Origin of the sequence: Methanosarcina sp. UBA5 (genome assembly GCF_002505485.1) — an archaeon.
Lineage (GTDB): Archaea > Halobacteriota > Methanosarcinia > Methanosarcinales > Methanosarcinaceae > Methanosarcina.
Genome location: NZ_DAVG01000114.1, coordinates 80,416 through 102,378 on the forward strand (window position 1 = coordinate 80,416; position 21,963 = coordinate 102,378).

Consider the following 21,963-nt stretch of genomic DNA (forward strand, 5'->3'; position numbering starts at 1 on the left):
CGCCTTCAGGTTTCTTCTTAGGTCATATAAGATAAACATCTTATAAAAACTTTGCATGTTATACTCACGTTCTGCCAAACGGAAATATCAACCTTATCAAAAAAATCCAGCCACATACATCTGTTTTACCTGAAAAATATACTCTTTTAAGAAGATAAAACACTGGTTTACTTAAAAAGCTATTAATTAATTTATTTATAATGTGGTATTTGACTTGCATAAAATCAAGCATCAATTGTCTTGAAAGATCACGAGAAGTGAGAAAAGATCACGAAGTGGAATCTGGGCCGCCCTCCCAAGACGGGACTGGGTGGCGACTCGTAGTGACTCTGCCAAAAATTAAGAAACGAGTGCCTTGAGCCCTTCAACTGCATTTATCAGTATATCTACTTCTTCTTCGGTATTATAGAGTGCAAAAGAAGCTCTTACAGTGCTGTCTACGTTCAGGAAGCGAATAGTCGGGATTGCACAGTGATGCCCACTCCTGACACAGATTTTCTTTGTCTGGTCAAGGATCAGGGCAACATCGTGGGCATGAAGTCCTTTTACATTAAAAGGTACTATCCCTGCCCTGTCTTCAGGCCCATAGACTTCTACATGTTCGAGTTCGGAGAGCCGTTTTGCAGTTTCTCTGGACAACTTTATTTCATGTGCCTCGATTTCCGGAACCCCTATTTTTTCAACATACTCAACTGCTCTTCCTAATCCTATAACTCCAGGAATATTTGGAGTGCCGGCTTCAAAACAGGCAGGAGAAGGTTCCAGCACGTAAGTACATCCCTCAACATCTGAAACCGTACCTCCTCCCACTGAGGCACTATCGAGCACATCTGGTTCTTTGATATAGAGGACGCCAGTTCCCTGTGGCCCAAGCAGGCCTTTATGTCCGGCAGTTGCAAAAAAATCACAGTTCAGGTCTTTAAGGCTGACCGGCATATGTCCTGCAGATTGAGCCCCATCAACCAGGACTTTTATGCCGTATCGGTGGGCAAGTTTAGTAATACTTTTTACATCTTGGACGGAACCGAAGACATTTGAAACCTGATTTATGGCAACCAGTCTGGTTTTCTCAGTAAAAGCTTTCTCTATCGAAGAGATGTCGATTTTGCCCTCACTGTCCGGACTTACAACCGTAACCTTTACCCCTTTTTTCTGCAGGCGCAGCCAGGGCAGGAGATTAGAATGGTGCTCGAGCACAGTTGTTACAATATGGTCTCCGGCTTCCCAGGGATAACTGTTTGCAATAAGATTGATTCCTTCAGTGGTATTTTTCGTAAGAACGGTCTTTGAAGGCGCTGCATTCAGGAAACGCGCAACAGTTTCCCTTGCATCTTCATAGCGGTTTGTAGCCTCCCTGGCCAGGCGGTGGGCTCCTCTCCCGTGATTGCCAGCATACCTGTAAAAATACTCGACCATAGCTTCAACTGCAGGTATCGGCGTCTGAGTAGTTGCCGTGCTGTCAAGGTACACGACTTCTTTAAGAACAGGAAAATTTTCACGGACCGCATATACGTCGTACATGCTTCTTTTTTAGGAACGAGAAATAAAAAAAGGTTTTGCAGGTTATTTACCCTGCACTCCGCCTATCATAAAGCGGTAAAGGTCTAATTCATCTGAGTCAAGGCTGTCAGTAGAGCCCTTCACAACGGTATGGTAACCGCTTTCCTGGTGTTTGTGTTCTTTTCTTTTCTTGAATTCATACTTTAATTCACTCATAATTTTCCTCCTGTCTCTTCAATGTTTGCGCTCACATATGGGGCAGAGTAGTTTTTGGGATGCGAGAGCCTGCAATCCGGGTTAAAGTTCCCAGCCTTTTCAGATGCGGCAGTTGATTACAGGTTAGAATTCCCAGTCTTTCCAGGGAAGTTCAATCAAAATCATTCTCTAAATCCCTATAGACAAATTCCTGCAATAAGGCTTAGAAACCTTCAATCCTTCTGGATAAAATCTGAAAGCAAGCCAGAATTCTCTATTTCCCATGGGCTAAAAAACCCCACAACAGCGCAGCAAGCGTTGTTCTTACCCACAACAAGTATTAATTGTCAATCGTAATATATATTGATTCCGGAATATCATTTAGATTTGCTTGAAGTTTTTTAATTAAACCAAATTTTTTGAGCGAAAGATTGGAATAACTCTCCATTTCCAATTCCAGAAATCTGTATTATAAGTTTACTTTTTAATTTCAATATTTGCCATGAGCCCTGAAAGATGGGCCGGAATCGCCCCTATTGCAGTACAGGTTTCAAGAGAAAGTCCTTTGCAAGTAATGTCAAGATGATATTTTCCTCTCTCGAAAAGCTCTTTTGGAAGCCCTTTGTGCCCGAGTCCTACAAGAAACAGAAATGAGCGATTTCGAAGGGCTTCCTCGGCAATCTTTACGGGCATAACCTGTCTTTTTGGATCAGGCTTTGAGGTAGTGATTACGATCTCCCCAAACTGAGAAGGAAACCCTTTTTTTGGAAGATCGGATACTGACAGGTAGTTTTTTTCGTAAAGTACTTTGAGATAACTTCCCGATTCCCCTATTGTGGTTTTTTCCATCACATAAGCAACCAGTTCTTCTGCGTTCATCTTAAATGGAAAATCATAAAGGGCAAGGTGGAATCCAAAAGCATGACATATAGGAGCAGCTCTCGCAATTGCCCGATAATGCGCATCGAGAACTTTAATCTTATCATAGGTATTTACTATCCCAAGGGTGAGCATAAGGTGCTTCATTATTCTTTTTTGTAAAATAATGTTTCGTCAACCTTTATCTGTTTTGTTTAAGCTTTTTTAGGGAATTTTCAGAATTTATGGGATCGCCGGTTAATGGAAACAATAATGAAAACAACATATACATTAAATATATAAAGTACTGTTATTATGTTCGACCAAAAAAGGTGGAAAGTTCTGATTTTTCCGATTTGATATATAAATCCCCCCACTACCTTTAGCCTTCACTTTATATCGTTTTTCAATTAAGGGTTTATTTGTTTATAGAGTATGGACCTGGTCTTGTATTTGTTGTCACTGATATGTAATTTGTCTTAGTTGCAGTACTGCTGCCTGCAACATTTTTTACTGTCAGCTTTACAGTATAGATTCCTTCTTGCGAATACTGGTGTATTGGATTCTGGTCTGATGAATTCGTTCCGTCTCCAAAAGTCCATTTCCATGAAGTAGGAACTCCTGTACTTTGGTCAGTAAAACTTACGTTTAAATGGGTTTTCGCGGCGGTTGGAGATGCAGAGAATGCTGCAACCGGCTTTGCTACTACTTTTATATAATCCGTTTTTGTTAGCGTATTACTGCCGTCAGCATTTGTTGCTGTCAGTGACACCGTATATCTTCCTAAACTGGAATACTTATGGGTTGGATTCTTTACTGTTGAACTCGTTCCATCTCCAAAATCCCAGTTCCATGATGTTGGTGTTCCTGTGCTTTTGTCAGTAAAGGCAACATTTAATGGTGAAGTTCCTTCAATAGGCTTCGCAGAAAATGCAGCCGAGCTGTAAGAACCCATATAGACATCAGCATTTCTGTTGCGAGAGTCTGTCCACACAATCTTGTTGCCATAGATATTTGGAGAGTACTGATCTGATTTATCGGTAGTGTGAGTTTCCTGGCCAGTAGCGAGATCGTACACATAGATGTCCCAGTTTCCATTGCGATCATCAAACCACACTATCTTGTCACCGTATATCTTAGGATTATACGAAGCTGATGGATTAGTGGTGATCTGTGTTTCTTTATTAGTGGAAAGGTCATACATGTAGATATTCGGGTTCCAGTTTTCTTCACTAACATCGCGGTAATCTTCCCATACTATCTTGTTACCATAAATAGCGGGATTATATTGCTCTGATTTATTAGTGGTAATCTGAGTCTCCTTGGAAGTGGATAAATCGTACATGTAGATATCAGTGTTCCCATTGCGATCATCTGTCCATACTATCTTGTCACCGTAGATTGCAGGACTCCACGATCCTAATGCATCAGTGGTTATCCGAGTTTCCTTTTTAGTGGATAAATCGTACATGTAGATATCAGCGTTCCCATTACGATTATCTTCCCACGCAATTTTGTTACCATAGATAACAGGGGCATACTGCTCTGCTGCATCGGTGGTGATCTGAGTTTCCTTTTGGGTGGAAAGATCGTACATGTAGATATCGGCATATCCATTGCGATAATCTGTCCACACTATCCTGTTGCCATAGATCGCAGGAGAGTACTGATCTGATACATCGGTGGTGATCTGAGTCTCCTTTTGGGTGGAAAGATCGTACATGTAGATATCGGCATATCCATTGCGATAATCTGTCCACACGATCCTGTTACCATAAATTGCAGAAGAGTATTGATCTGATGCATTTGTGGTTATCCGAGTTTCAGTGATATTGGACGCGGCGGTGACTGGTATAGATTCCTGGGCTGTACTAATTCCTTCAGTAGATAACTCATCGAAAATAACTTTATCATTTGAAGAGTCACCTGCTCCGCTGGTTATCTCCGGTGGAGCGACGGTTCGTGAATTTTGTTCCGGAGATGCCGATGCCATGGATGAGGCAAGCATTAAAAACAAAATTATGACTGTTGAAGCTAAGGCTATTGAATACGCTTTCTCTTTCTCTTTCTTTTTCATTTCTCATACCTCTTTTCCATTTCTTTTAGTGCTCATTATTCCCCAGAGTTGTCTAAATAGAAAATTGATAAATCAAGCATTGATTCTGCTCGCAACTGACTACCGTTGCTAGACAACCTGAGAAACATTAAAAACTTATTCACCAAAGATCTCAACTATTTATAATAGTTGGTAAGTTATAGATTATTATGTCCCGATATAAAATACCATTGAAATCTTTTTCATAATTTCAAATATATTTAATTTAAGAAAATTTATCCAGTAAAAGAGTTTAATTGAAGTGAATCCACAGTACTACTAAGTGTTTCAGCACAAAATGTTAGGAAAGGGCAGAGAACATCTCAAATTAGCTTAAAATAAGTTAAAGGATTGGATTTTAAGATCAGCTGTTGAAAAATCATACAAAAGAGAATTTTCAAATCTGACAAAAGGATTACTTTCGCCTTATTTGTCAGATTTGATCGATTAATTTCAATATCCTCTCTTCTTGGCTTTTTTATTTGTTTTTCAATTTATAGATGTTAATTATTTTTTGGAGACTTTAATATATCCAGACATGGTTTTAGTATTACTTCCAGCAGCATTCTTTACTGTTAAACTTACGGTATATTTTCCTGCTTTACTGTATGTGTGTGCAGGATTCTTAGCTGCTGAATATGTGCCATCTCCAAAGCTCCATTTCCATGAAGTTGGACTATTGGCACTTTTGTCAGTAAACTTCACCTTCAGTGGAGCTTTTCCGGAAGTTGGCGATGCAGAAAATGCAGCAACTGGAGAGATTGAAAGAGTACCCATGTAAATATCAGCATTTCCATTGCGCATATCTTTCCATACTATCTTGTTATCATAGATATCTGGATCGTACTGGTCTGATTTATCGGTAGTGTGACTTTCCTGTCGAGTGGCGAGATCGTACACATAGATATCCCAGTTTCCATTACGATCATCCATCCACACTATCCTGTCACCGTAGATTTTTGGAGAATATGAAGCTGATGGATTGGTGGTTATTCTTTTTTCCTTTTTAGTGGAAATGTCGTACATGTAGATATCAGCATTTTCATTGCGAGAATCTGACCACACTATCCTATTACCATAGATTGCAGGAGAGTATGCTAATCCGTTATTGGTAATTTGAGTTTGCTTTTTAGTAGAGAGATCGTACATATAGATATTGCTAGATCCAAAGTTATCGTTTTCCCACACAATTCTGTTACCGTAGATAGCAGGAGAATATGCTTGGGCAGCTATCATTTGTTCCTTTTTAGTAGAAATGTCGTACATGTAAATATTGTAACCTTCGTAGTCTTCACCCGGATAACCTGTCCAGACAATCTTGTCACCGTAGATTGCAGGATCCCAATTATCTACTTCATTAGTAATTATACGAGTTTGCTTTTTAGCAGACAGATCTTCCATATATATTTCGGTGTTTCCGTTACGCTCATCTGTCCACACAATCTTGTTACCGTAGATATCTGGAGAATACTGATTTGATGTATTGAGAGTAGAGATTTCCTTTTTAGTAGAAAGGTCATATATGTAAATATCCAAGTTTCCATTACGATTATCTTCCCACGCAATTTTGTTACCATAGATAACAGGGGCATACTGCTCTGCTGCATTGGTGGTGATACGCCTTTCAGTGATCTTGAGCGCGGCAGGTTGTATAGATTCGGTAGCTGTAGCTGTAGCATTTTCTTCTGTAGATAATTCATTTAAAACAACTTTGTCATCGGAAGAGTCTCCTGATCCACTGCTGATCTCCGGTACAGTGGCGTTATGAGGATCTATTAGGTGTCCCGATGCCGTAGATGAAACAAAAATCAAAAATAAAATTATAAACGTTGAAGCTAAAGCTATTGAATACGCTTTTTCTTTCTTTTTCATTTCTCCTTTCTCCTTTCCATTATTTTAGTGTTAATTGTTCTCTACAATTGTCGAAACCAAACACGATATATCTAGCATTGATTTTGCTTCCAATTGGCTACTATCGCTAGAAAACCTGGAAAATATCAAAAATTTCTTGATTAAAATTCCAATAATTTGCAATAATTGTTAGATTAATGGAAAGTATGTCCCTATATAAAATACTATTGAAATCTTTTTCATTCTTTCAAAAGTTCTCAAAATCAGGTATTATTCAGCTAACAGTTGACCTATCAATTTAAGATTCCGAATATGAAAAAGACTCTTGTTTTCCCTAGTGCATCGATTCCAAAGTCAACTCCTTATTTCCTAGAAAAATCCGCGATCTCTGGATCTATTCAAAAGTCAAGTTTTATAAACATACTTTGGAATCGCAGTATTAGTTTTCTAACGGGGGCTGTAGATCTTTTGTCCGGAAAATCTGGAGTGGAGGCTTAAGAATTGAGCCGGAAGTTTAGCTATTGTATGAATGTTTCATTGCGTACTGCGTGCACTTCTCAAAATGTTCACATTTTTCGCAGTCTTCCCAGAGGGATAACTTTTCAGAGTTGTCTATTTTTTTAAAACTTAGTTTTTCAAAAAAGATAGGGGCAGTTGTCCTGACATACAAGTCGCAGCAAGGGTCCCCAATAGTCGTTAGAAGATACTTAACAAGTCTGGTTCCAATCCCTTTTCCCCGGAAATTCGGATGGACTGCAATAGAATGAATCTCCAGGAAATTTTTACCGTGAAATTCAGATCTTATAAGAGCAGCACATCCTGTAATTTTTCCATCAATTTCAGCCAACACAAAATCTTCCGGTCCAAGTCCTTCCATGTCAAGAAAGTAAGTGGATAAGAGCCTCTGAATTGCCAGAATATCTGGTTTTTTGGATTTTCGGATACGGATCTCTCTCATAATTTCCCTTGTTTTCCTTAATTGTTTTATGGTAACTACTGAATCAGGCTTTCCTCAAGGTATAAGGTTCATCCATGCTCCCACTCCGAAAGCCCTCAAGGTCAAGAGTTACGTAGTCAAAGCCCAGGGATTTCAAATGCCGCGAAATTTTCTCTCTTTTCCGCAAAGCATCTTCCAGTTCATTCTGGATAACTTCTATCCGAGCGAGATTTTCGTGCATCCTGACCCTGAACTGGGTAAAACCCAGGGAATAGAGAAATTCTTCGGCTTTTTCGATTTTCTGAAGAACCTCGACCGTTATTGGTTGCCCGTAGGGAATACGGGTAGAAAGGCAGGCTGCGGACGGCCTGCTGGCTGCTGAAAGAAAAAGTTTGGAAGCAGCCTCCCTGATTTCTTCTTTTGTCACGTTAAATTCCACGAAAGGAGAAAAGACCTTTTCTCCGGCTTCCTGAATCGCCCTGTACCCCGGACGGTTTTCCCCATGTATTTCGGAGAAGTTTGTGCCTTCAAGTACAACATCATATCCCGCTTTTTCCGCGAAATCCAGCAGGGTTTCAAGCAGAGCCTTTTTGCAAAAATAGCACCTGTTTAGTGTATTCGCGGAAAAATAAGGAAGGTTCAATTGGGAGAAAGAGAGGATTTTATGCTCAATTCCTATCTCGCAGGCTGTCTCGACAGCTATTTCAAGCTGTTTCCTTGGAAAAAGTGGTGAGTTTATGGTTACGGCAAGGGCCTTTTCCCCAAGTATCTCAAAAGCAAGGGCTGCAAGAGTCGCACTGTCTACTCCTCCTGAAAATGCAATGACCGCACTTCCTCTGGCTTTTATAGCCTCCTTCATCAGTTCTATCTTTTCAGTGGCCATTAATAACGGATTTTAACTAATAAGATATATGTATTTGCCAGCTTTATAATCAGGAAACTTGAAACAGCCTAAAGAGGGGATTTATGGGTTTACTTAACGGACACTATTTCTAAGTTTGAGTCTTCTCAAAATAGCGGCATCTTGAAATTGTTGTAATGTTTTTATTACCAGAGCGTTGTTTTGTATCAGAGCTTTATTTACTATAATAATTCAAATTAAAGAGCAGATTTGCCTGAGTGGCAGAATCTCATTCAAGTTACAAAGACGGAGACCTTACATGGCATTATTCGGAACTAATGGTGTACGTGGTATCGCCAATGAATATATAAATCCAGAACTGGCTGTCAATTTAGCTAGGAGCCTTGGTACATATATGGGTTCGAAAGGCACGGTTGCTATAGGCTGTGATACCCGGATTTCAGGTCAGATGCTGAGATCTGCCGCAATTGCCGGGGCTCTTTCAACAGGTCTGAATGTAATTGACGTGGGAACGCTTCCTACTCCTTCTATTCAGTATTATGTGCGCGATTATGCCGACGCCGGGATTGTTATTACTGCGTCCCATAACCCAAGACAATATAATGGAATCAAATTAATTGCTGGAGATGGCACGGAGTTTCCCAGGGATGGAGAAAGAGAAATCGAAAAAATATACCTTTCAGGAAAATATTCCATTGTATCCTGGGAGAAGACCGGCAGTTTCAGGATCGATCCCGGAGTCAATGAGTACTATATCAGGAACATTATCAACGCAGTAGATGCCGAAAAGATTCGAAGCCGCAAACTCAAGGTAGTTGTTGATACCGGTTGCGGAGCAGGTTCGCTTACTCTCCCCTTCTTGCTCAGAGAACTGGGCTGCAATGTGCTGACTCTTGGAGCTCAGCCTGATGGGACCTTCCCCTGGCGAAATCCCGAACCCACTCCCGATGCTTTAACAGAGCTCTCCGAACTTGTGAAAATGACCGGGGCCGATCTCGGAGCAGCTCACGATGGGGATGCGGATAGAATGGTCTTTATGGACGAAAATGGTGAGTTCTTAAATGAAGAGGTTCTGCTTGCCATGATGGCAAAATATATGCTTGAACGCGAAAAAGGGCCTATAGTAACTCCTGTTAGCTCTTCACAGCGTATGGCCGACGTAGCAAAAGACGCAGGCGTCGATCTTTACTGGACAGCAGTCGGCTCTATCAACGTTGCCCGGAAGATGATGGAAGTAAACGCGGTCTTCGGAGGCGAAGGCAATGGAGGCCTTATTTTCCCCAAGCATCAGTATTGCAGGGATGGAGCAATGGCCTGTGCCAAAATCCTTGAAATCCTGGCTGGCGGAAAAAAGCTTTCCGAGCTTGCTAAGAGTGTACCTCAGTACTTCAACGCAAAAACCAAAATTCCCTCTGTAAGTACGCAAGCCACAATGGAAACAGTAAAATACGAAGCATCAGGCCTTGGGCTTAAAATGGATACCATCGACGGAGTAAAAATCTGGTATGAAGACGGCTGGGTTCTTATCCGCCCCTCAGGCACGGAACCGATATTCCGAATCTTCGCCGAAGCGAAAAAGCAAGAACGAGCTGAAGAACTCATGCAGGAAGGCCTGCAAATGGTCATAAGAGCAGAAAAAGCTTCAGTTCTCAAATGAGTCCTGAAGTTCTCCCTAAACTGGCTTTTAAATCCTGTCTCAAACAAAACATTCAAAATTAATTCTCTGTACCCGCAGAAAACAGCAACATCAAAAAAGCTATTCCGCAACCGTTGCTCCGCAACCGTTGCGCCGGTTGATCACGCCGCTGCTCGGGTTTTCGATAAAACCTTTTTAGAAAAGGTTTTCGGTCACACCGGATAGGGTTTGGGGATGAGGTCCTCAAACTCAAACGTTACTTAGTTTTCGATCAAACCTTTTCTAAAAAGGTTTTCGTTCAAGTCTTTTCAAAAAAGGCTTGCGGAACTCGGGTGAATATTTATTTAATTAGTATGCTTTAATTTTAAATTAGTAACAACAAATTATAAATACATTAAATCATTTATTACATGTAGGGCTAAAAACGGAAGGTCCTCCCTTATATAATTATGTCAGTATGAGAGTTTCCTAAGCTCAGAAAGTGCATATTCTAACTGAAAAAGCAAAAGCTCGAATGTAATGTTTGATTAAAGGAACAGCCGGTAGTACAAGATCAATCGAAACTGCAAGATTAATAAATTAATTTGAAAAGTAAAGATCAAGTCAGAATGAGAATAAGTAAAACCTACCCTAAAAATTAAATATGAACTGGAACTCTGGACTAAAACTCAAATTCAGGTTATGGAGTTGATAGAAGAAGATAGTAACAGAATCAGAGCAGATAACATGTGCGTAATGTCTCAAAATAACTAAGTTGTTTTCAAATATCTCAGGGAATTTATTGAATCCAGAACAATGAGGTTTGGTTTCAAAGTCGATACTGAAATTTCGGCTTTGTAGAAATCCTCAATTATTCATTTATTATAAAAAGGGTTATAAATAAAGTGCTCCTTCCACTTTTTACCACAAAAATATAGGAGCACCTAAAAATAAGTGATTTCAAATAAAAGTAGCAGTAACAAGTATATTAAATTTATTGAACTTAGTCTGAAGACTGTTCAGTCTTCCAGACTAAACTTTTACTCATGTAAGTTCTCAAAAAGAACTTACAATCAGCATCAACATTTTGTTCTTGTCTTATTCAATATATCGGGACAGATTGCCGTGGAATTGGTGAGCTAGTTGATTTAATGAGCAAAGTAAAAGAGGTACTTGGTCTTGACCAAGTGCCGCATTTTACTACTCTTCAGAAATTTGTCTCAAGAATTCTATCTTATTTCTTTAACTCAGTTTTATCCAGAACTTTAATTTACTGATTCTAAAGATTATTGTAAATTATTTTTCTAAAAAATTGGTTTTTAGAGTGTATTTTTGTAGGGCAGACTCTAAATGCATAAATATTACCCAAAATAAGCATCCTATATCCTTAGTTATAACACTTATTTGGAAGGGTCCTAAAAAAAGAAGAAAGTTATAGTTCCTTAAGAAGAAAGTTATAATTCCCTCAACAGACGGAACCCGAGATTGGCAAGCCGACTCTCAGTTTTGCGCTTGAAACGACCAGCCGAATGGCAGTACCCTGTATCGCAGATCCAGCTACACCCACGGGAAACCCGATTCGAGATATTTCCATCTTCCCACGCGCTCCCATCCGCAGGAGCTCCGTTGTAATTTTCATGCCACTCGTCCTGCACCCATTCCCATACATTTCCATTAATATCGTAAAGTCCCCAGGGATTTGGTTTCTTGCAGCCAATTACGTGAGTCTTATCGCCTGAGTTTCCAGCATGCCAGACGTATTCATCAAGTTTTGACTCATCCTCGCCAAAGAAATATTTTGTTTGTGTGCCGGCCCGGCAGGAGTATTCCCATTCGGCTTCTGAGGGCAGGCGGCATTTGTCAGTTTCTTCTTTTTCATTCAGCTTTGTGATAAACTCCTGAGCATCTTTCCAAGCAACCATCTCAACAGGACGATTTTCACCCTTGAAATGTGAAGGATTGTTTCCCATTATTTTTTCCCATTGTTTTTGCGTGACAGTGGATTTACCCAGATAAAAAGAGGTATTAATTTTTACTTTATGAACCGGAGATTCGAAGGCTGATCTATCCTTCTCTTCAAAGGGTGATCCCATCTCGAATTCACCGGCCGGAATCAGTACAAATTGCATACCTGTAGAAGGGCTGGTAAAAGTTTCGGTATCATCTGGATTATCAGCCAGTTCAAGGATAGATGATTCTTCGGTTTCTTCTTTTTTCAGGTAGTATCGGACTGTATTAATGTAATTCTTAATCCCCATAAGACCTGCACCCCAAGTCTTTCGTTAATTCGCCAATTTTTATTGTCAATTTTTATTTTTCAGTTTTTATTTTTACTTATTTATATTTATCAAATCGTATAATTTTATGACATTTATCGTTATTCCTACTAAAATTAAACCTTATTGCTACAAATATCTTGATCAAAGAACACTATGAATCCCATTATAGTGTAGAGAATTTCTGAACCCGAACTAGCTATAAAACTGTTTTAAAAAAACTATTATAAGCAAAAGTAAAATATGAGATTGATTTATCTTAGGAAAAACCAACCAAAATATCAAACCAAAAACTTTCAAAATTCCTGATTAAAATCACTAAACCAGAATCCTGATTAAAATCACTAAACCAGAACCCTGATTAAAATCACTAAACCATACTCCCTGATCAGAATCCCTAGTTAAGATCCAAAACCCCAGAAGCCCTGATATTATGGATAATCGAACTGCCCGTTTTTTGAAAACCCGCTTCCAGAAATATTACAAAAATGCCGAAATAGGTCTTCCTGACCACCTGCCTAACAGAGAATGGGCTTTTATCTTCTTTGACGATATGCCTGATAAGATGATGCACAGGCACAAGGCCTTCGGCTCACCCGGAGAAGCTCTTGACTATCTATATGGCATGGCTCCTGCACATGTTTACAATTCGACTGCGTATTATGAATATCCTGATGCGCGGAAAATGAATGAGAAGAACTGGCTAGGGGCAGAATTGATTTTTGACCTTGATGCAGACCACCTGCCAGATGCCCCGAGAAATTATGCGGATATGCTGGAGCTTGTAAAGAAGGAAACTTTCAAGCTCATGGATTTCCTTTTAGACGATTTCGGGTTTTCGGAGCAGGAAATTGAGCTGGTGTTTTCCGGAGGAAGGGGATATCATTTCCATGTCAGAAGCCCAAAAGTCCTGAATCTTGGAAGTGCTGAAAGAAGGGAGATCGTAAATTATCTCAGCGGGAGAGATCTTGATTTCAAATATTTTTTCAGGGAAGTTCCTATGGATGGAGAATTCGGGACCGGCTCAAAGACATTCAAAGGAATGAAAAACGTGCCTTTGAAATGCACGCTTATTGGATATGATTCAGGCTGGGGAAAAAGGATTGCGCTCTATCTTACGGATTATATGAAAGCCGAATGCGGCAAAAGATACAAAAAGGACATGTTTTCCGAACTTCGCAGGTACGAGAAAGTCGGGGGTACTACAGTAAAAAAGCTAATCAGTCTTACAAATAGCGAAAATGGCTTGAAGGATATCTTGGAGAAAGGAAGGCTTGACTTTGACGTCAGAAACTTTAAGGATATTGCTGCCTATTTTATGAGAGAGTCTGTTGAAGATTTCCTGCACAGATTCGGGGCCAGTGTTGACGAACCCGTGACTGCGGACATCAAACGTTTGATTCGGGTGCCGGGTTCATTGCACGGTGGGTCAGGGATGCTGGTAAAAAAACTTGCTCTATCCGAGTTAGAGAAGTTTGACCCACTTACCGATGCCGTTATCTTTGGTGAAAGGCCAGTAAAGGTAACAGTTTCAAAGCCATTTTCGGTACAATTAAAGGGCAAGGATTTAAGAGTAGAAGAGGGCATACAGGAGGTTCCTGAGTATGCGGCAGTGTATCTAATTTGTAGAGGTGTTGCGGAGTATGGACACAGAAGAAATCAGCCAGGTTCTGTATAAAGAAAAGAGCCAGACATTAAAGACAATTCCGGCTGATTTTTATCTGGAGGCTGAGAAATATGTCCGGAAACTTGAAGAGGAGATAGGAAAAATCGGCAATTCCCGTTCTCCTGAGTTCAAGATGCTTCACGACGAGCATGAAAGAGCACTTTCGGACCTTGAGACTATCTTCATGAAACGGATAGGAAAGGTTATAACCAGGGCAACAATTCAGTCTAATGCGAATAAACCTATTTCGAAGGACATCGAAAAACTACTTCCTGTGGAAAAGAGGCTTTATGATCTTGTACTTCAAGGAATTAAAGCCGCAAAAACCGAACTTTTAGGTCCTATCCTGTATCCTAGTTCCGAGAATACTGCAGTCTGGCCTGAAATCGTGGAAAGAAGAGTTTCTGCCGGTTTCGAAGGGGAAATGGAAGCAAAAATGGGGATTCCCGTTATTGCAGACAGAGGGGAAACAGGAGCAGTCCCAGACAAAAACAATATAAATGAGGAATACGTTGTTGTCCGAGTACTGAAGGATCTGCCGACCTTCACAGGCGCAGACGGCCGGAATTATACGGTCAGTGCCGAAGAAGTCGTAGTTTTGCCGCAGCTCAATGCTACAGGGCTGATAAAGCGAAACGCAGCTAAACTGATTGTCGGACGGGAAGACTCCGGAAAAGACTTATTTCCCGAAAAAAATTAATTTCCTGAGATTTACAGCTTGTTTTAGCTTGAGAAATAAGACGGCAGAGTTTAAAGTGTTGGAGATTCTAAATTAAGCCATGAAGGCCAGAAAGCCTATCAGGTAATAGTATGAGTATTTATATGTGTAGCTATATTTGTGTAGCTTAATCTTGTTAGTACCAAGCTTTTTAAGAAAAAGCTTGAGCAAAAACTAGTAGTATCTTAACCTTGTTAATGCTTTTTGACCTCGCCTTGATAGAAGATTTCCAATCGTGATATCGAGACCGAAAGAGGTCTGAAAAATATCAAGTTCATCCAATCAAAGGCTTCCCAAATAAGATCTTCCCAGGATCTAAACGCCATACGTAACGCCATACGTATTATTCCATATGTAATATAGTGCCTTTCCGCAAAAGCCGGAGAAGGCAAGTTGAATACCAATAATCATTAAAAAGGTGTTAAGAATGAAGATTCCAAAGAGGTTCAGGACTTACTGCCCTTACTGTAAAACCCATCAGGAAGTAGTTGTTGAGAGGGTTAAGAAAGGGCAGGCTTCATCCATGGCTCACATTACAAGACAGAAGAATAGACAGCAAGGCATAGGAAACAGCGGAAAATTCTCCAAGGTGCCCGGTGGCGATAAGCCCACAAAACGCATCTGGCTCAGATACCGTTGCACAGTTTGTAAAAAAGCCCACCAGAGACCCTGTTTCAGGGCAAAGAAGTTTGAGTTCAAGGAGTAAGATAAAATGGTAGATTATATCCAGAGGCCAAAAAGCAGGTTCTTGCGCGTAAAGTGCAACGACTGCGAAAACGAACAGATCATATTCGGAAGCGCCAGCCGTAAAATCACCTGCGTTGTCTGTGGAAGGACCCTTGCCGAACCAACCGGTGGAAAATCGACAATTACTACTCACATTCTGGAAGTGCTTGAATAACCGAACAGGTAAAAGCACTTTACAACATTAGAGTAACAAGTAATAAAGAGATAAAACTAGAGAAGTGGTGCGAATGGGAAACGATAACTGGCCCGAAGTCGGAGAGTTCGTTGTCTGTACTGTAAAGAATGTGACGGATTTCGGAGCCTATGTCGAGCTTGAGGAGTTCGGAGGAAGAGAAGGTTTCATCCATATCTCCGAAATTAAAGCAGGCTGGGTCAAATACGTCAGGGACTACGTAAGGGAAGGGCAGAAGATAGTCTGCAAGGTTCTTAACGTGGACCCTTCCCGCGGCCACATAGACCTTTCATTGAAAGACGTAAACGATCATCAAAGGCGCGCTAAAATCCAGGAATGGAAAAATGAGCAAAAAGCCGCCAAATGGCTCCAGTTCGTGGCTGAAGAGACAAAAACCGATGATGATAGTACCTTGCAAGCTTTGCACGAAAAACTCGTAGAAGAGTTTGGAAGTGCATATACTGCTTTTGAAGAAGCTGCCATAGAAGGGGAAAAAGCCTTTAAGAGCGTCAAAGTTAATAAAAAATATTTAAAGAGCATAATTAAAATAGCAGGGGAAAACATCAAACTGCCTTTTGTAGACATTGCAGGCTATGTGGATCTTACCTGTAACCTTCCAAACGGCATAGAAGTTATAAAGCAGGCCCTCAGTGCTGCAAATTCTATCAATGACGTTGATGGAAAAGACATCAGGCTCGAAATAAGTTATACAGGGGCTCCAAGATATAGAATCAAGGTAATCGCTCCGGATTACAAGAAAGCTGAATCAGTCCTTAAAAAATCTGCCCAGACAGCAGTCGATACCATTGCCAAACTTGGCGGACATGGGACTTTTAAGCGGCATATTGAATCGGCAAAGGCGTGATACCCTTTGGGACAAAAGATCCGCAAATGCAAAAATTGCGGCAGGTACACTTTAAGGGAGTTTTGTCCGATTTGTGGGGGAAAAGTTTTTCCCGCACATCCGGCCCGCTTTTCTCCTCAGGACCCTTATGGCAGGTACCGCAGAATGGCAAAGAAAGGATAAGGAATTGTTATGCAACAAAGTACACTTGTCCGCCTGAAAGAAAATTTTGAACTCAATAAATCAATCCTTGTAGTGGGACTTCCAGGAGTAGGACTTGTAGGCAAGCTAGTGGCAGAGCATCTGGTAGATGAACTTGGGGCTGAGAAAATTATAGAAGTTTACTCCCCACATTTTCCACCTCAGGTCCTGGTCAATAAAGACTGTACGGTCCGTCCTGTGAGCAATATTATATACTACGCAAAAGTGAAAGAGAATGATGTTCTTTTCCTTGTAGGAGACCATCAGAGCACCACCTCACAGGGACATTACGAACTCTGTTCGCTTTATCTCGACATTGCACAGAAATTTGGAGTATCAAGGATTTACACGCTCGGAGGGTATCCTACAGGCAAATTGACCTGTGAGGATACCGTCCTTGGGGTCGCAAATAATACAAAATTGATCGAAGAGATCAAAGAGTATGGAGTAGAGTTTAGGGAATCCGAACCCAGCGGAGGTATAGTTGGAGCATCGGGCCTGCTTGTAGCTTTTAGCAAGATGCGAGGTATTGATGCTGCCTGCCTTATGGGTATGACCCCGGGATATTTAATGGACCCTAAAAGCGCCCAGTCCCTTCTAAAGGTGCTCTGTAGAATATTCGGAATCGAGGTAAACACAGAGTCTCTTGAGAAAAAGGCTGAGGAAATGGAAAGCATCCTTGAGAAGCTAAAGGAAAAAGAGGAGCAACAGACAATCCAGGAAGTCAAGCCTACAGAAGAAGACCTGCGCTACATAGGATAATAGGGTCTTATATATAAACAGGGAATTAAAAATAATATTAATCTAGCTATTTAATTAAAGCGAACGCTAAAAATTAGATTTTCCGGTAAAGGGAAGGAAATGAAAGTCAATACAGACCTCCATCTCCATTCAAAGTACTCCATGGCATCTTCCAGAAAAATGGAATTGCCGACAATTGCCAGGGAGGCTTCAAAAAAAGGGATGGAATTAATCGGTACTGCAGACTGTACTCATCCAAAATGGCTCGAAGAGATCAAAAGGGTATCCGTTTCGAATGAAGAAATCCATATAGATGAGATTTATTTCATCCCAACTACCGAGATAGAAGACATCAAACGCGTGCATCATCTCCTGATTTTACCTTCTATTTCAAAAGCTGAAGAACTGGCAGAGCGCATTGCTCCTTTCGGCAACCTTGAAGCCGATGGCCGTCCGAGTGTCAGGCTGGATGGCAGTGAAATTGCAGAAATTGCAAAAGATCTTGGAGCTCTTATCGGCCCCTGCCATGCCTTCACTCCCTGGACTGCACTTTATGGTTACCATGACAGCCTGAAAAGTTGTTATGGGGACATGACAGATTATATTTCTTTTCTGGAGCTCGGCCTGAGTGCAGACAGTGACTATGCCGACCGAATCGAAAATCTGCACCGCCTGACTTTTCTTTCAAATTCCGATGCCCATTCCCCTTCGACCAATAAACTGGCAAGGGAGTTTACGCAGTTTGATGTTCCTGAACTTACCTTTGACGGCTTGAAAAAAGCCATACTCAGGCAACAGGGGTATAAAGCTACTCTGAATGTAGGGTTCTTTCCCGAAGAAGGTAAATACAATCGGTCAGCCTGCATTAAGTGTTTTACCCAGTATCCGCTGCCTGAAGCCGTAGAAAATAAATGGCGCTGCCCGATCTGTGGAGGTGTCATAAAGAAAGGAGTTTTCGACCGCGTTAATGAACTAGCAGACTTTAAAGAGCCAGAGCACCCTGACTACCGTCCTCCTTACCTTCATCTTATTCCTCTCGCCGAGATTATCCAGATGGCGCTCGGCCATGCAAGCGTCCAGACAAAAGGAGTGCAAACGGCCTGGAACAAACTTATAGAACGCTTTGGGAACGAAGTCAAAGCTCTTATTTATTCCGAGCCTGAAGACCTGAAAGTCGTGGGTGACGACCGGATCGTAAACGCGATTCTGGCTTTCAGGAAAGGCGATGTTATAATCCATCCAGGCGGAGGTGGCCAGTATGGCTGGCTTGAGCTGCCTGAAAACCTAAAAGGGGAAGAAACCCGACACAATGGACAGCTTTCATTTACAGATCTTGAGAAGATAAATCCCGGGAAAGCAAGCAAACCCGAAAAAAAGAGGGAAAAAAAACCCAGGAAAGAGACCGGCAAAGCCGAAAAAGAAGGGCCGGATAATCAAGAATCGGATACTAAGGAACCGGATGATGCAGGTCAGAGTTCACTTTTCGATTTTTGAGGTGTCAACCTCAGATTTTTGAGGTATAGATGCTGTTTATGGCAAAATATATATGAAAGAAAGTATATCCACTTACCCTGCATTTGAAACACGTTGTATTGAATACGCCGAGCAGTACCCGAAAATTTTTCTCACTTTAAAACAAAATGCCCAGGTAGTCTAGTGGTAAGGCGACGGTCTCGAAAACCGTTTCTTCTTTGGGAGAGCGCAGGTTCAAATCCTGCCCTGGGCGTACATTCTAAAAAGGTTTGAAGCCTATTTTCATAGGACGGTGGTCTTGTGGAAGTAGTGTTTTATAAACTGAATACTCAAAGACAGTTAGATTCTTTGATATGTTCTGATTTATCTTCAACTAATCGAAAGCTAATTTTGAATTTCTTGAACTACTGCTTTTCCGAAGGTATAGGTGAGAATCGTACCCTCAAATATTTATCGACTCTTAAGATCGTTGCCAAGTCCATTTCAATTGATTTTGATATGGCAACTGAAGATGATATAAGAGCGTATGTTGGTAGTATCGAAAGGTCATCTCTAAGTGAATGGACTAAACACGACTACAAAGTCTCACTCAAGAAGTTCTATAGGTGGTTAAACGGTGGAGAAGAACATCCAGCAACAAAATGGATAAAGACAACTCTTAAAAGATATGATCGCAAGTTGCCAGATGACATGTTAACACAGGATGAAGTGCAGCGTATAATTGATACGGCAACAAACAAACGTGATAAAGCCATTATTGCGTTACTTTGGGATATTGGGGCTCGAATTGGAGAACTTGGCAACTTGCGCATTAAAGACGTTAAACATGATGATATTGGTATTTCGATATTGGTTACTGGAAAAACAGGTCAAAGAAGAGTTAGAGCAGTGTGGAGCGTAGATTACCTTAATGACTGGATTAAAGATCATCCTGGTAAGAATGACCCTGAAGCGCCGATGTGGTTTAAGTTTGCTAAAAGGACAACGGAACTTGAACCTATGCAATACAGTACTATCAGAATGAGATTGAATAAGCTCGCTAAGAGGGCAGGCATTAACAAAAAAATCCATCCTCATCTGTTCCGGCATTCACGTTGTACTTACATGGCAAATTACCTCACAGAAGCCCAAATGAATGTATATTTTGGATGGGTTCAGGGCTCAGATATGCCTAGTGTGTATGTGCACTTATCAGGGCGTGATATAGATGATGCTATTTTGAAGGCAAATGGAGTTACAGAAAAAGGTGCTCCAAGAATAGAATACATCCAAAACAAACTTGAAAGTCCAAAACTTGACTTGTCTTCAATAATAGAAGCAAAAGTAGGCAAATTAGTTGAGGCAAAAATCACAGAATTATTGGGAAATTCTCTATAACTCCACATTTTTAACTTTTTGAGAGTAGGTCATACAATATACTCGCACTAGAATTGTACAAAATATAGATGGATTTCATTTGTATTCTACTTTAAATTTCAGGGGGTTGAAAATATGGGAATACCAAAAAAATATACTAGACAGGAATTAATTGACGAAGCACTTCGATTTCAAAGAGAAAACGGAAGAATACCAACAAAGCATGATATGATGGTTTATAAGGGGTATCCCTCATTTATTTACTATGAAGAAGTTTTTGGATCTTGGCCTAATGCTTTAAAAGAGATATTTGATTATGTTTCTTCAAATTGCGTTAGATATACAAGAGAAGAATTAAAACTAGCATTAATACGATCTTATAATGAGAATGGGAGAATCCCACAAAAAAGAGAATTTACTGCTAGTAGTGGGTATCCATGTTATTCATTATACTTACTAGAATTTGGATCATGGAATAATGCAATAAAAGAAGTATTTGGATTTGTTCCGGAAAGACTTGTGTCATTAACAAAAGACGAAATAAAAATTAGATTTCAACAATTCTATAAAGAAAATGGTAAAATTCCAACAAGAGAAGATCTTAAAGAAATGGGAATGACTTATCAACAGATAAGAAAAACTTATGGTTCAATGAATGAAGCTATTAATGATATTCACTTTGAAGGACGAATAGATCCACATTTTTTCAGTCCTGAAAATATGAATTTGTGGAAATGGTACATCGTTGGTTATATTATAACTGATGGAAACATTTACCGCAATTCCTTATCTATTACTACTCACGAAACAGATAAAGATAATTTATACGCCATATACAAATATCTGGAACTTGATACCTCATTTCTCGAAGTTAAAGGAGCATGGACTCAACAGTATGATCATAAATACTATAGAATTACTAAGTCTTGTAAACAATGGAAAGAAGATTTAGAATTATATGGTATTGTACCAAGGAAAGCTAAGATTGTAGGAATACCTTATTGGTATATAAAAACTAGAGAAGAAGCGGCGGCAGTTTGTAGAGGAATTTTCGATGGGGATGGTTCTATTGATTTTGCTTACCGTAGAGGTACAAATTTGTATCCCATTTTTACAATAAGTGGATCAAAACAAGTATGTAGTGATTACAGTTCATTTTTAGATAAATACTGTAACGTTAGTTGTAACGTGCAAGAATGTGAATATAATTTTAAGATAGCTGTCGAAGGTAAAGAATGTAAAAAGATTTATGAGTTTTTATATGGGCATGATAATTTTTACATTAAGCGTAAAAAAGATAGATTTGAACAATTAGTAAATGGTACATTCACTAAAGACACAGACCCTTATTATGGAAATTAACTTTTTTCTTTTATTTTTTCATTCCTCGGCATGTTATCCATCAAAATTCGAGAATGTATTCAGGGAAGAAAACATGATCCATTAAATTAAAACAGCTTGAAGCAACTCCGTTATGTAAACCCTACTATAAAATAGGAGGTTAACAATATAAAAACTTTCTTTGAGTTTTATGAGAAAGAGCTGTAGAAAGAAGATTTCCAAAAATTGGAAGATATACTTATTTTCCATATTTGATCAATGACTTGAGGACACAACCCGTTTCTGCAGTGATGTTTGAAAAGATAGTGTTTTTTCCAGTAAAAATGCAACCAATAAAACAGTACAAAAAATAATATACCTGCTGAAAGTCGGATAATAGATAATTATGGCAAATACATATACGCATAAATTTATCTTATCGTTACTGGATAGTATACGTTATCCTTATAAATTCTGATAAAAGTATGTAAAAATGGTGGTGGAAGTATGGAATTCACTCCGATTCAAAAAGATAT

General features: G+C 40.0%; 20 protein-coding genes and 1 tRNA gene. 13 read left to right on the forward strand and 8 right to left on the reverse strand.

The genetic code is table 11. The features are described from left to right. Positions 1-339: 339 nt before the first annotated feature. Positions 340-1,521 carry a cysteine desulfurase gene (locus BP621_RS14620; RefSeq protein WP_292391264.1) on the reverse strand — a complete coding sequence of 394 codons (1,182 nt, stop codon included), beginning with the start codon at positions 1,519-1,521 and terminating at the stop codon, positions 340-342. Between the two features lie 42 nt (positions 1,522-1,563). Next, entirely contained in the window at positions 1,564-1,716 is a 153-nt protein-coding gene (locus BP621_RS14625) for a hypothetical protein (protein WP_292391266.1), read from the reverse strand. A 54-nt stretch (positions 1,717-1,770) separates the two neighbouring features. Here BP621_RS14625 and BP621_RS14630 point away from each other — a divergent pair, with 54 nt between their 5' ends. Then, a complete protein-coding gene (locus BP621_RS14630; RefSeq protein WP_292391268.1) occupies positions 1,771-2,052 on the forward strand; it encodes a hypothetical protein in 282 nt (93 codons plus the stop codon). Positions 2,053-2,172: 120 nt separating this feature from the next. On the opposite strand, the gene BP621_RS14635 is transcribed toward BP621_RS14630, so the two are convergent. The 5 genes from BP621_RS14635 to larE all read right to left on the reverse strand — a co-directional run bounded on the left by BP621_RS14635 (position 2,173) and on the right by larE (position 8,319). Beyond that, positions 2,173-2,721: a DUF531 domain-containing protein gene (locus BP621_RS14635; protein ID WP_292391270.1), complete on the reverse strand. Its 549-nt coding sequence runs from the start codon at positions 2,719-2,721 to the stop codon at positions 2,173-2,175. A gap of 250 nt (positions 2,722-2,971) precedes the next feature. Continuing rightward, entirely contained in the window at positions 2,972-4,630 is a 1,659-nt protein-coding gene (locus BP621_RS14640; RefSeq protein ID WP_292391271.1) for a PKD domain-containing protein, read from the reverse strand. A gap of 525 nt (positions 4,631-5,155) precedes the next feature. Further along, positions 5,156-6,520, reverse strand: coding sequence for a PKD domain-containing protein (locus tag BP621_RS14645; protein ID WP_292391273.1), 1,365 nt, complete (start codon positions 6,518-6,520; stop codon positions 5,156-5,158). Between the two features lie 493 nt (positions 6,521-7,013). Further along, complete coding sequence (locus BP621_RS14650) at positions 7,014-7,457, reverse strand: GNAT family N-acetyltransferase (protein WP_292391275.1); 444 nt, start codon at positions 7,455-7,457, stop codon at positions 7,014-7,016. A gap of 43 nt (positions 7,458-7,500) precedes the next feature. Beyond that, positions 7,501-8,319, reverse strand: a complete 819-nt coding sequence (gene larE / locus BP621_RS14655; protein WP_292391277.1) for an ATP-dependent sacrificial sulfur transferase LarE — start codon at positions 8,317-8,319, stop codon at positions 7,501-7,503. Between the two features lie 277 nt (positions 8,320-8,596). On the opposite strand from larE, the gene glmM reads away from it, so the two are divergent. Beyond that, positions 8,597-9,955, forward strand: a complete 1,359-nt coding sequence (gene glmM, locus BP621_RS14660) for a phosphoglucosamine mutase (protein ID WP_292391279.1) — start codon at positions 8,597-8,599, stop codon at positions 9,953-9,955. A gap of 1,412 nt (positions 9,956-11,367) precedes the next feature. On the opposite strand, the gene BP621_RS14665 is transcribed toward glmM, so the two are convergent. After that, positions 11,368-12,171: a formylglycine-generating enzyme family protein gene (locus BP621_RS14665; protein ID WP_292391281.1), complete on the reverse strand. Its 804-nt coding sequence runs from the start codon at positions 12,169-12,171 to the stop codon at positions 11,368-11,370. A 451-nt stretch (positions 12,172-12,622) separates the two neighbouring features. Between BP621_RS14665 and priS the strand changes: the two genes are divergently transcribed. From priS to BP621_RS14720, 11 genes are all read left to right on the forward strand, one after another. After that, complete coding sequence (gene priS, locus BP621_RS14670; RefSeq protein WP_292391283.1) at positions 12,623-13,867, forward strand: DNA primase catalytic subunit PriS; 1,245 nt, start codon at positions 12,623-12,625, stop codon at positions 13,865-13,867. Continuing rightward, complete coding sequence (locus tag BP621_RS14675; protein ID WP_292391285.1) at positions 13,833-14,555, forward strand: DNA replication complex GINS family protein; 723 nt, start codon at positions 13,833-13,835, stop codon at positions 14,553-14,555. The genes priS and BP621_RS14675 overlap by 35 nt, the downstream gene beginning before the upstream one ends. A gap of 445 nt (positions 14,556-15,000) precedes the next feature. Further along, positions 15,001-15,279 (forward strand): 50S ribosomal protein L44e, encoded by a 279-nt coding sequence (locus BP621_RS14680; protein WP_292391286.1) that lies wholly within the window; start codon positions 15,001-15,003, stop codon positions 15,277-15,279. 6 nt (positions 15,280-15,285) lie between these two features. Next, positions 15,286-15,474 carry a 30S ribosomal protein S27e gene (locus BP621_RS14685; RefSeq protein ID WP_011306561.1) on the forward strand — a complete coding sequence of 63 codons (189 nt, stop codon included), beginning with the start codon at positions 15,286-15,288 and terminating at the stop codon, positions 15,472-15,474. Positions 15,475-15,547: 73 nt separating this feature from the next. Continuing rightward, a complete protein-coding gene (locus tag BP621_RS14690; RefSeq protein WP_292391287.1) occupies positions 15,548-16,357 on the forward strand; it encodes a translation initiation factor IF-2 subunit alpha in 810 nt (269 codons plus the stop codon). A 6-nt stretch (positions 16,358-16,363) separates the two neighbouring features. Further along, a complete protein-coding gene (locus BP621_RS14695) occupies positions 16,364-16,519 on the forward strand; it encodes an RNA-protein complex protein Nop10 (RefSeq protein ID WP_292391289.1) in 156 nt (51 codons plus the stop codon). Between the two features lie 9 nt (positions 16,520-16,528). Beyond that, entirely contained in the window at positions 16,529-17,299 is a 771-nt protein-coding gene (locus BP621_RS14700; RefSeq protein ID WP_292391291.1) for a proteasome assembly chaperone family protein, read from the forward strand. 99 nt (positions 17,300-17,398) lie between these two features. Then, positions 17,399-18,772: a TIGR00375 family protein gene (locus tag BP621_RS14705; protein ID WP_292391293.1), complete on the forward strand. Its 1,374-nt coding sequence runs from the start codon at positions 17,399-17,401 to the stop codon at positions 18,770-18,772. Positions 18,773-18,920: 148 nt separating this feature from the next. Then, a tRNA-Ser gene (locus BP621_RS14710) sits at positions 18,921-19,004 on the forward strand. A gap of 47 nt (positions 19,005-19,051) precedes the next feature. Beyond that, positions 19,052-20,128 (forward strand): tyrosine-type recombinase/integrase, encoded by a 1,077-nt coding sequence (locus tag BP621_RS14715; RefSeq protein WP_292391295.1) that lies wholly within the window; start codon positions 19,052-19,054, stop codon positions 20,126-20,128. 114 nt (positions 20,129-20,242) lie between these two features. Continuing rightward, complete coding sequence (locus tag BP621_RS14720; RefSeq protein ID WP_292391296.1) at positions 20,243-21,469, forward strand: homing endonuclease associated repeat-containing protein; 1,227 nt, start codon at positions 20,243-20,245, stop codon at positions 21,467-21,469. Positions 21,470-21,963: the final 494 nt, after the last annotated feature.

Coding starts and splice junctions, on each gene's coding strand:
- BP621_RS14620 (WP_292391264.1), bottom strand. CDS start 1,521: ATGTACGACGTATATGCGGTCCGTGAAAATTTTCCTGTTCTTAAAGAA.
- BP621_RS14625 (WP_292391266.1), bottom strand. CDS start 1,716: ATGAGTGAATTAAAGTATGAATTCAAGAAAAGAAAAGAACACAAACAC.
- BP621_RS14635 (WP_292391270.1), bottom strand. CDS start 2,721: ATGAAGCACCTTATGCTCACCCTTGGGATAGTAAATACCTATGATAAG.
- BP621_RS14640 (WP_292391271.1), bottom strand. CDS start 4,630: ATGAAAAAGAAAGAGAAAGAGAAAGCGTATTCAATAGCCTTAGCTTCA.
- BP621_RS14645 (WP_292391273.1), bottom strand. CDS start 6,520: ATGAAAAAGAAAGAAAAAGCGTATTCAATAGCTTTAGCTTCAACGTTT.
- BP621_RS14650 (WP_292391275.1), bottom strand. CDS start 7,457: ATGAGAGAGATCCGTATCCGAAAATCCAAAAAACCAGATATTCTGGCA.
- larE (WP_292391277.1), bottom strand. CDS start 8,319: ATGGCCACTGAAAAGATAGAACTGATGAAGGAGGCTATAAAAGCCAGA.
- glmM (WP_292391279.1), top strand. CDS start 8,597: ATGGCATTATTCGGAACTAATGGTGTACGTGGTATCGCCAATGAATAT.
- BP621_RS14665 (WP_292391281.1), bottom strand. CDS start 12,171: ATGGGGATTAAGAATTACATTAATACAGTCCGATACTACCTGAAAAAA.
- priS (WP_292391283.1), top strand. CDS start 12,623: ATGGATAATCGAACTGCCCGTTTTTTGAAAACCCGCTTCCAGAAATAT.
- BP621_RS14675 (WP_292391285.1), top strand. CDS start 13,833: ATGGACACAGAAGAAATCAGCCAGGTTCTGTATAAAGAAAAGAGCCAG.
- BP621_RS14680 (WP_292391286.1), top strand. CDS start 15,001: ATGAAGATTCCAAAGAGGTTCAGGACTTACTGCCCTTACTGTAAAACC.
- BP621_RS14685 (WP_011306561.1), top strand. CDS start 15,286: ATGGTAGATTATATCCAGAGGCCAAAAAGCAGGTTCTTGCGCGTAAAG.
- BP621_RS14690 (WP_292391287.1), top strand. CDS start 15,548: ATGGGAAACGATAACTGGCCCGAAGTCGGAGAGTTCGTTGTCTGTACT.
- BP621_RS14700 (WP_292391291.1), top strand. CDS start 16,529: ATGCAACAAAGTACACTTGTCCGCCTGAAAGAAAATTTTGAACTCAAT.
- BP621_RS14705 (WP_292391293.1), top strand. CDS start 17,399: ATGAAAGTCAATACAGACCTCCATCTCCATTCAAAGTACTCCATGGCA.
- BP621_RS14720 (WP_292391296.1), top strand. CDS start 20,243: ATGGGAATACCAAAAAAATATACTAGACAGGAATTAATTGACGAAGCA.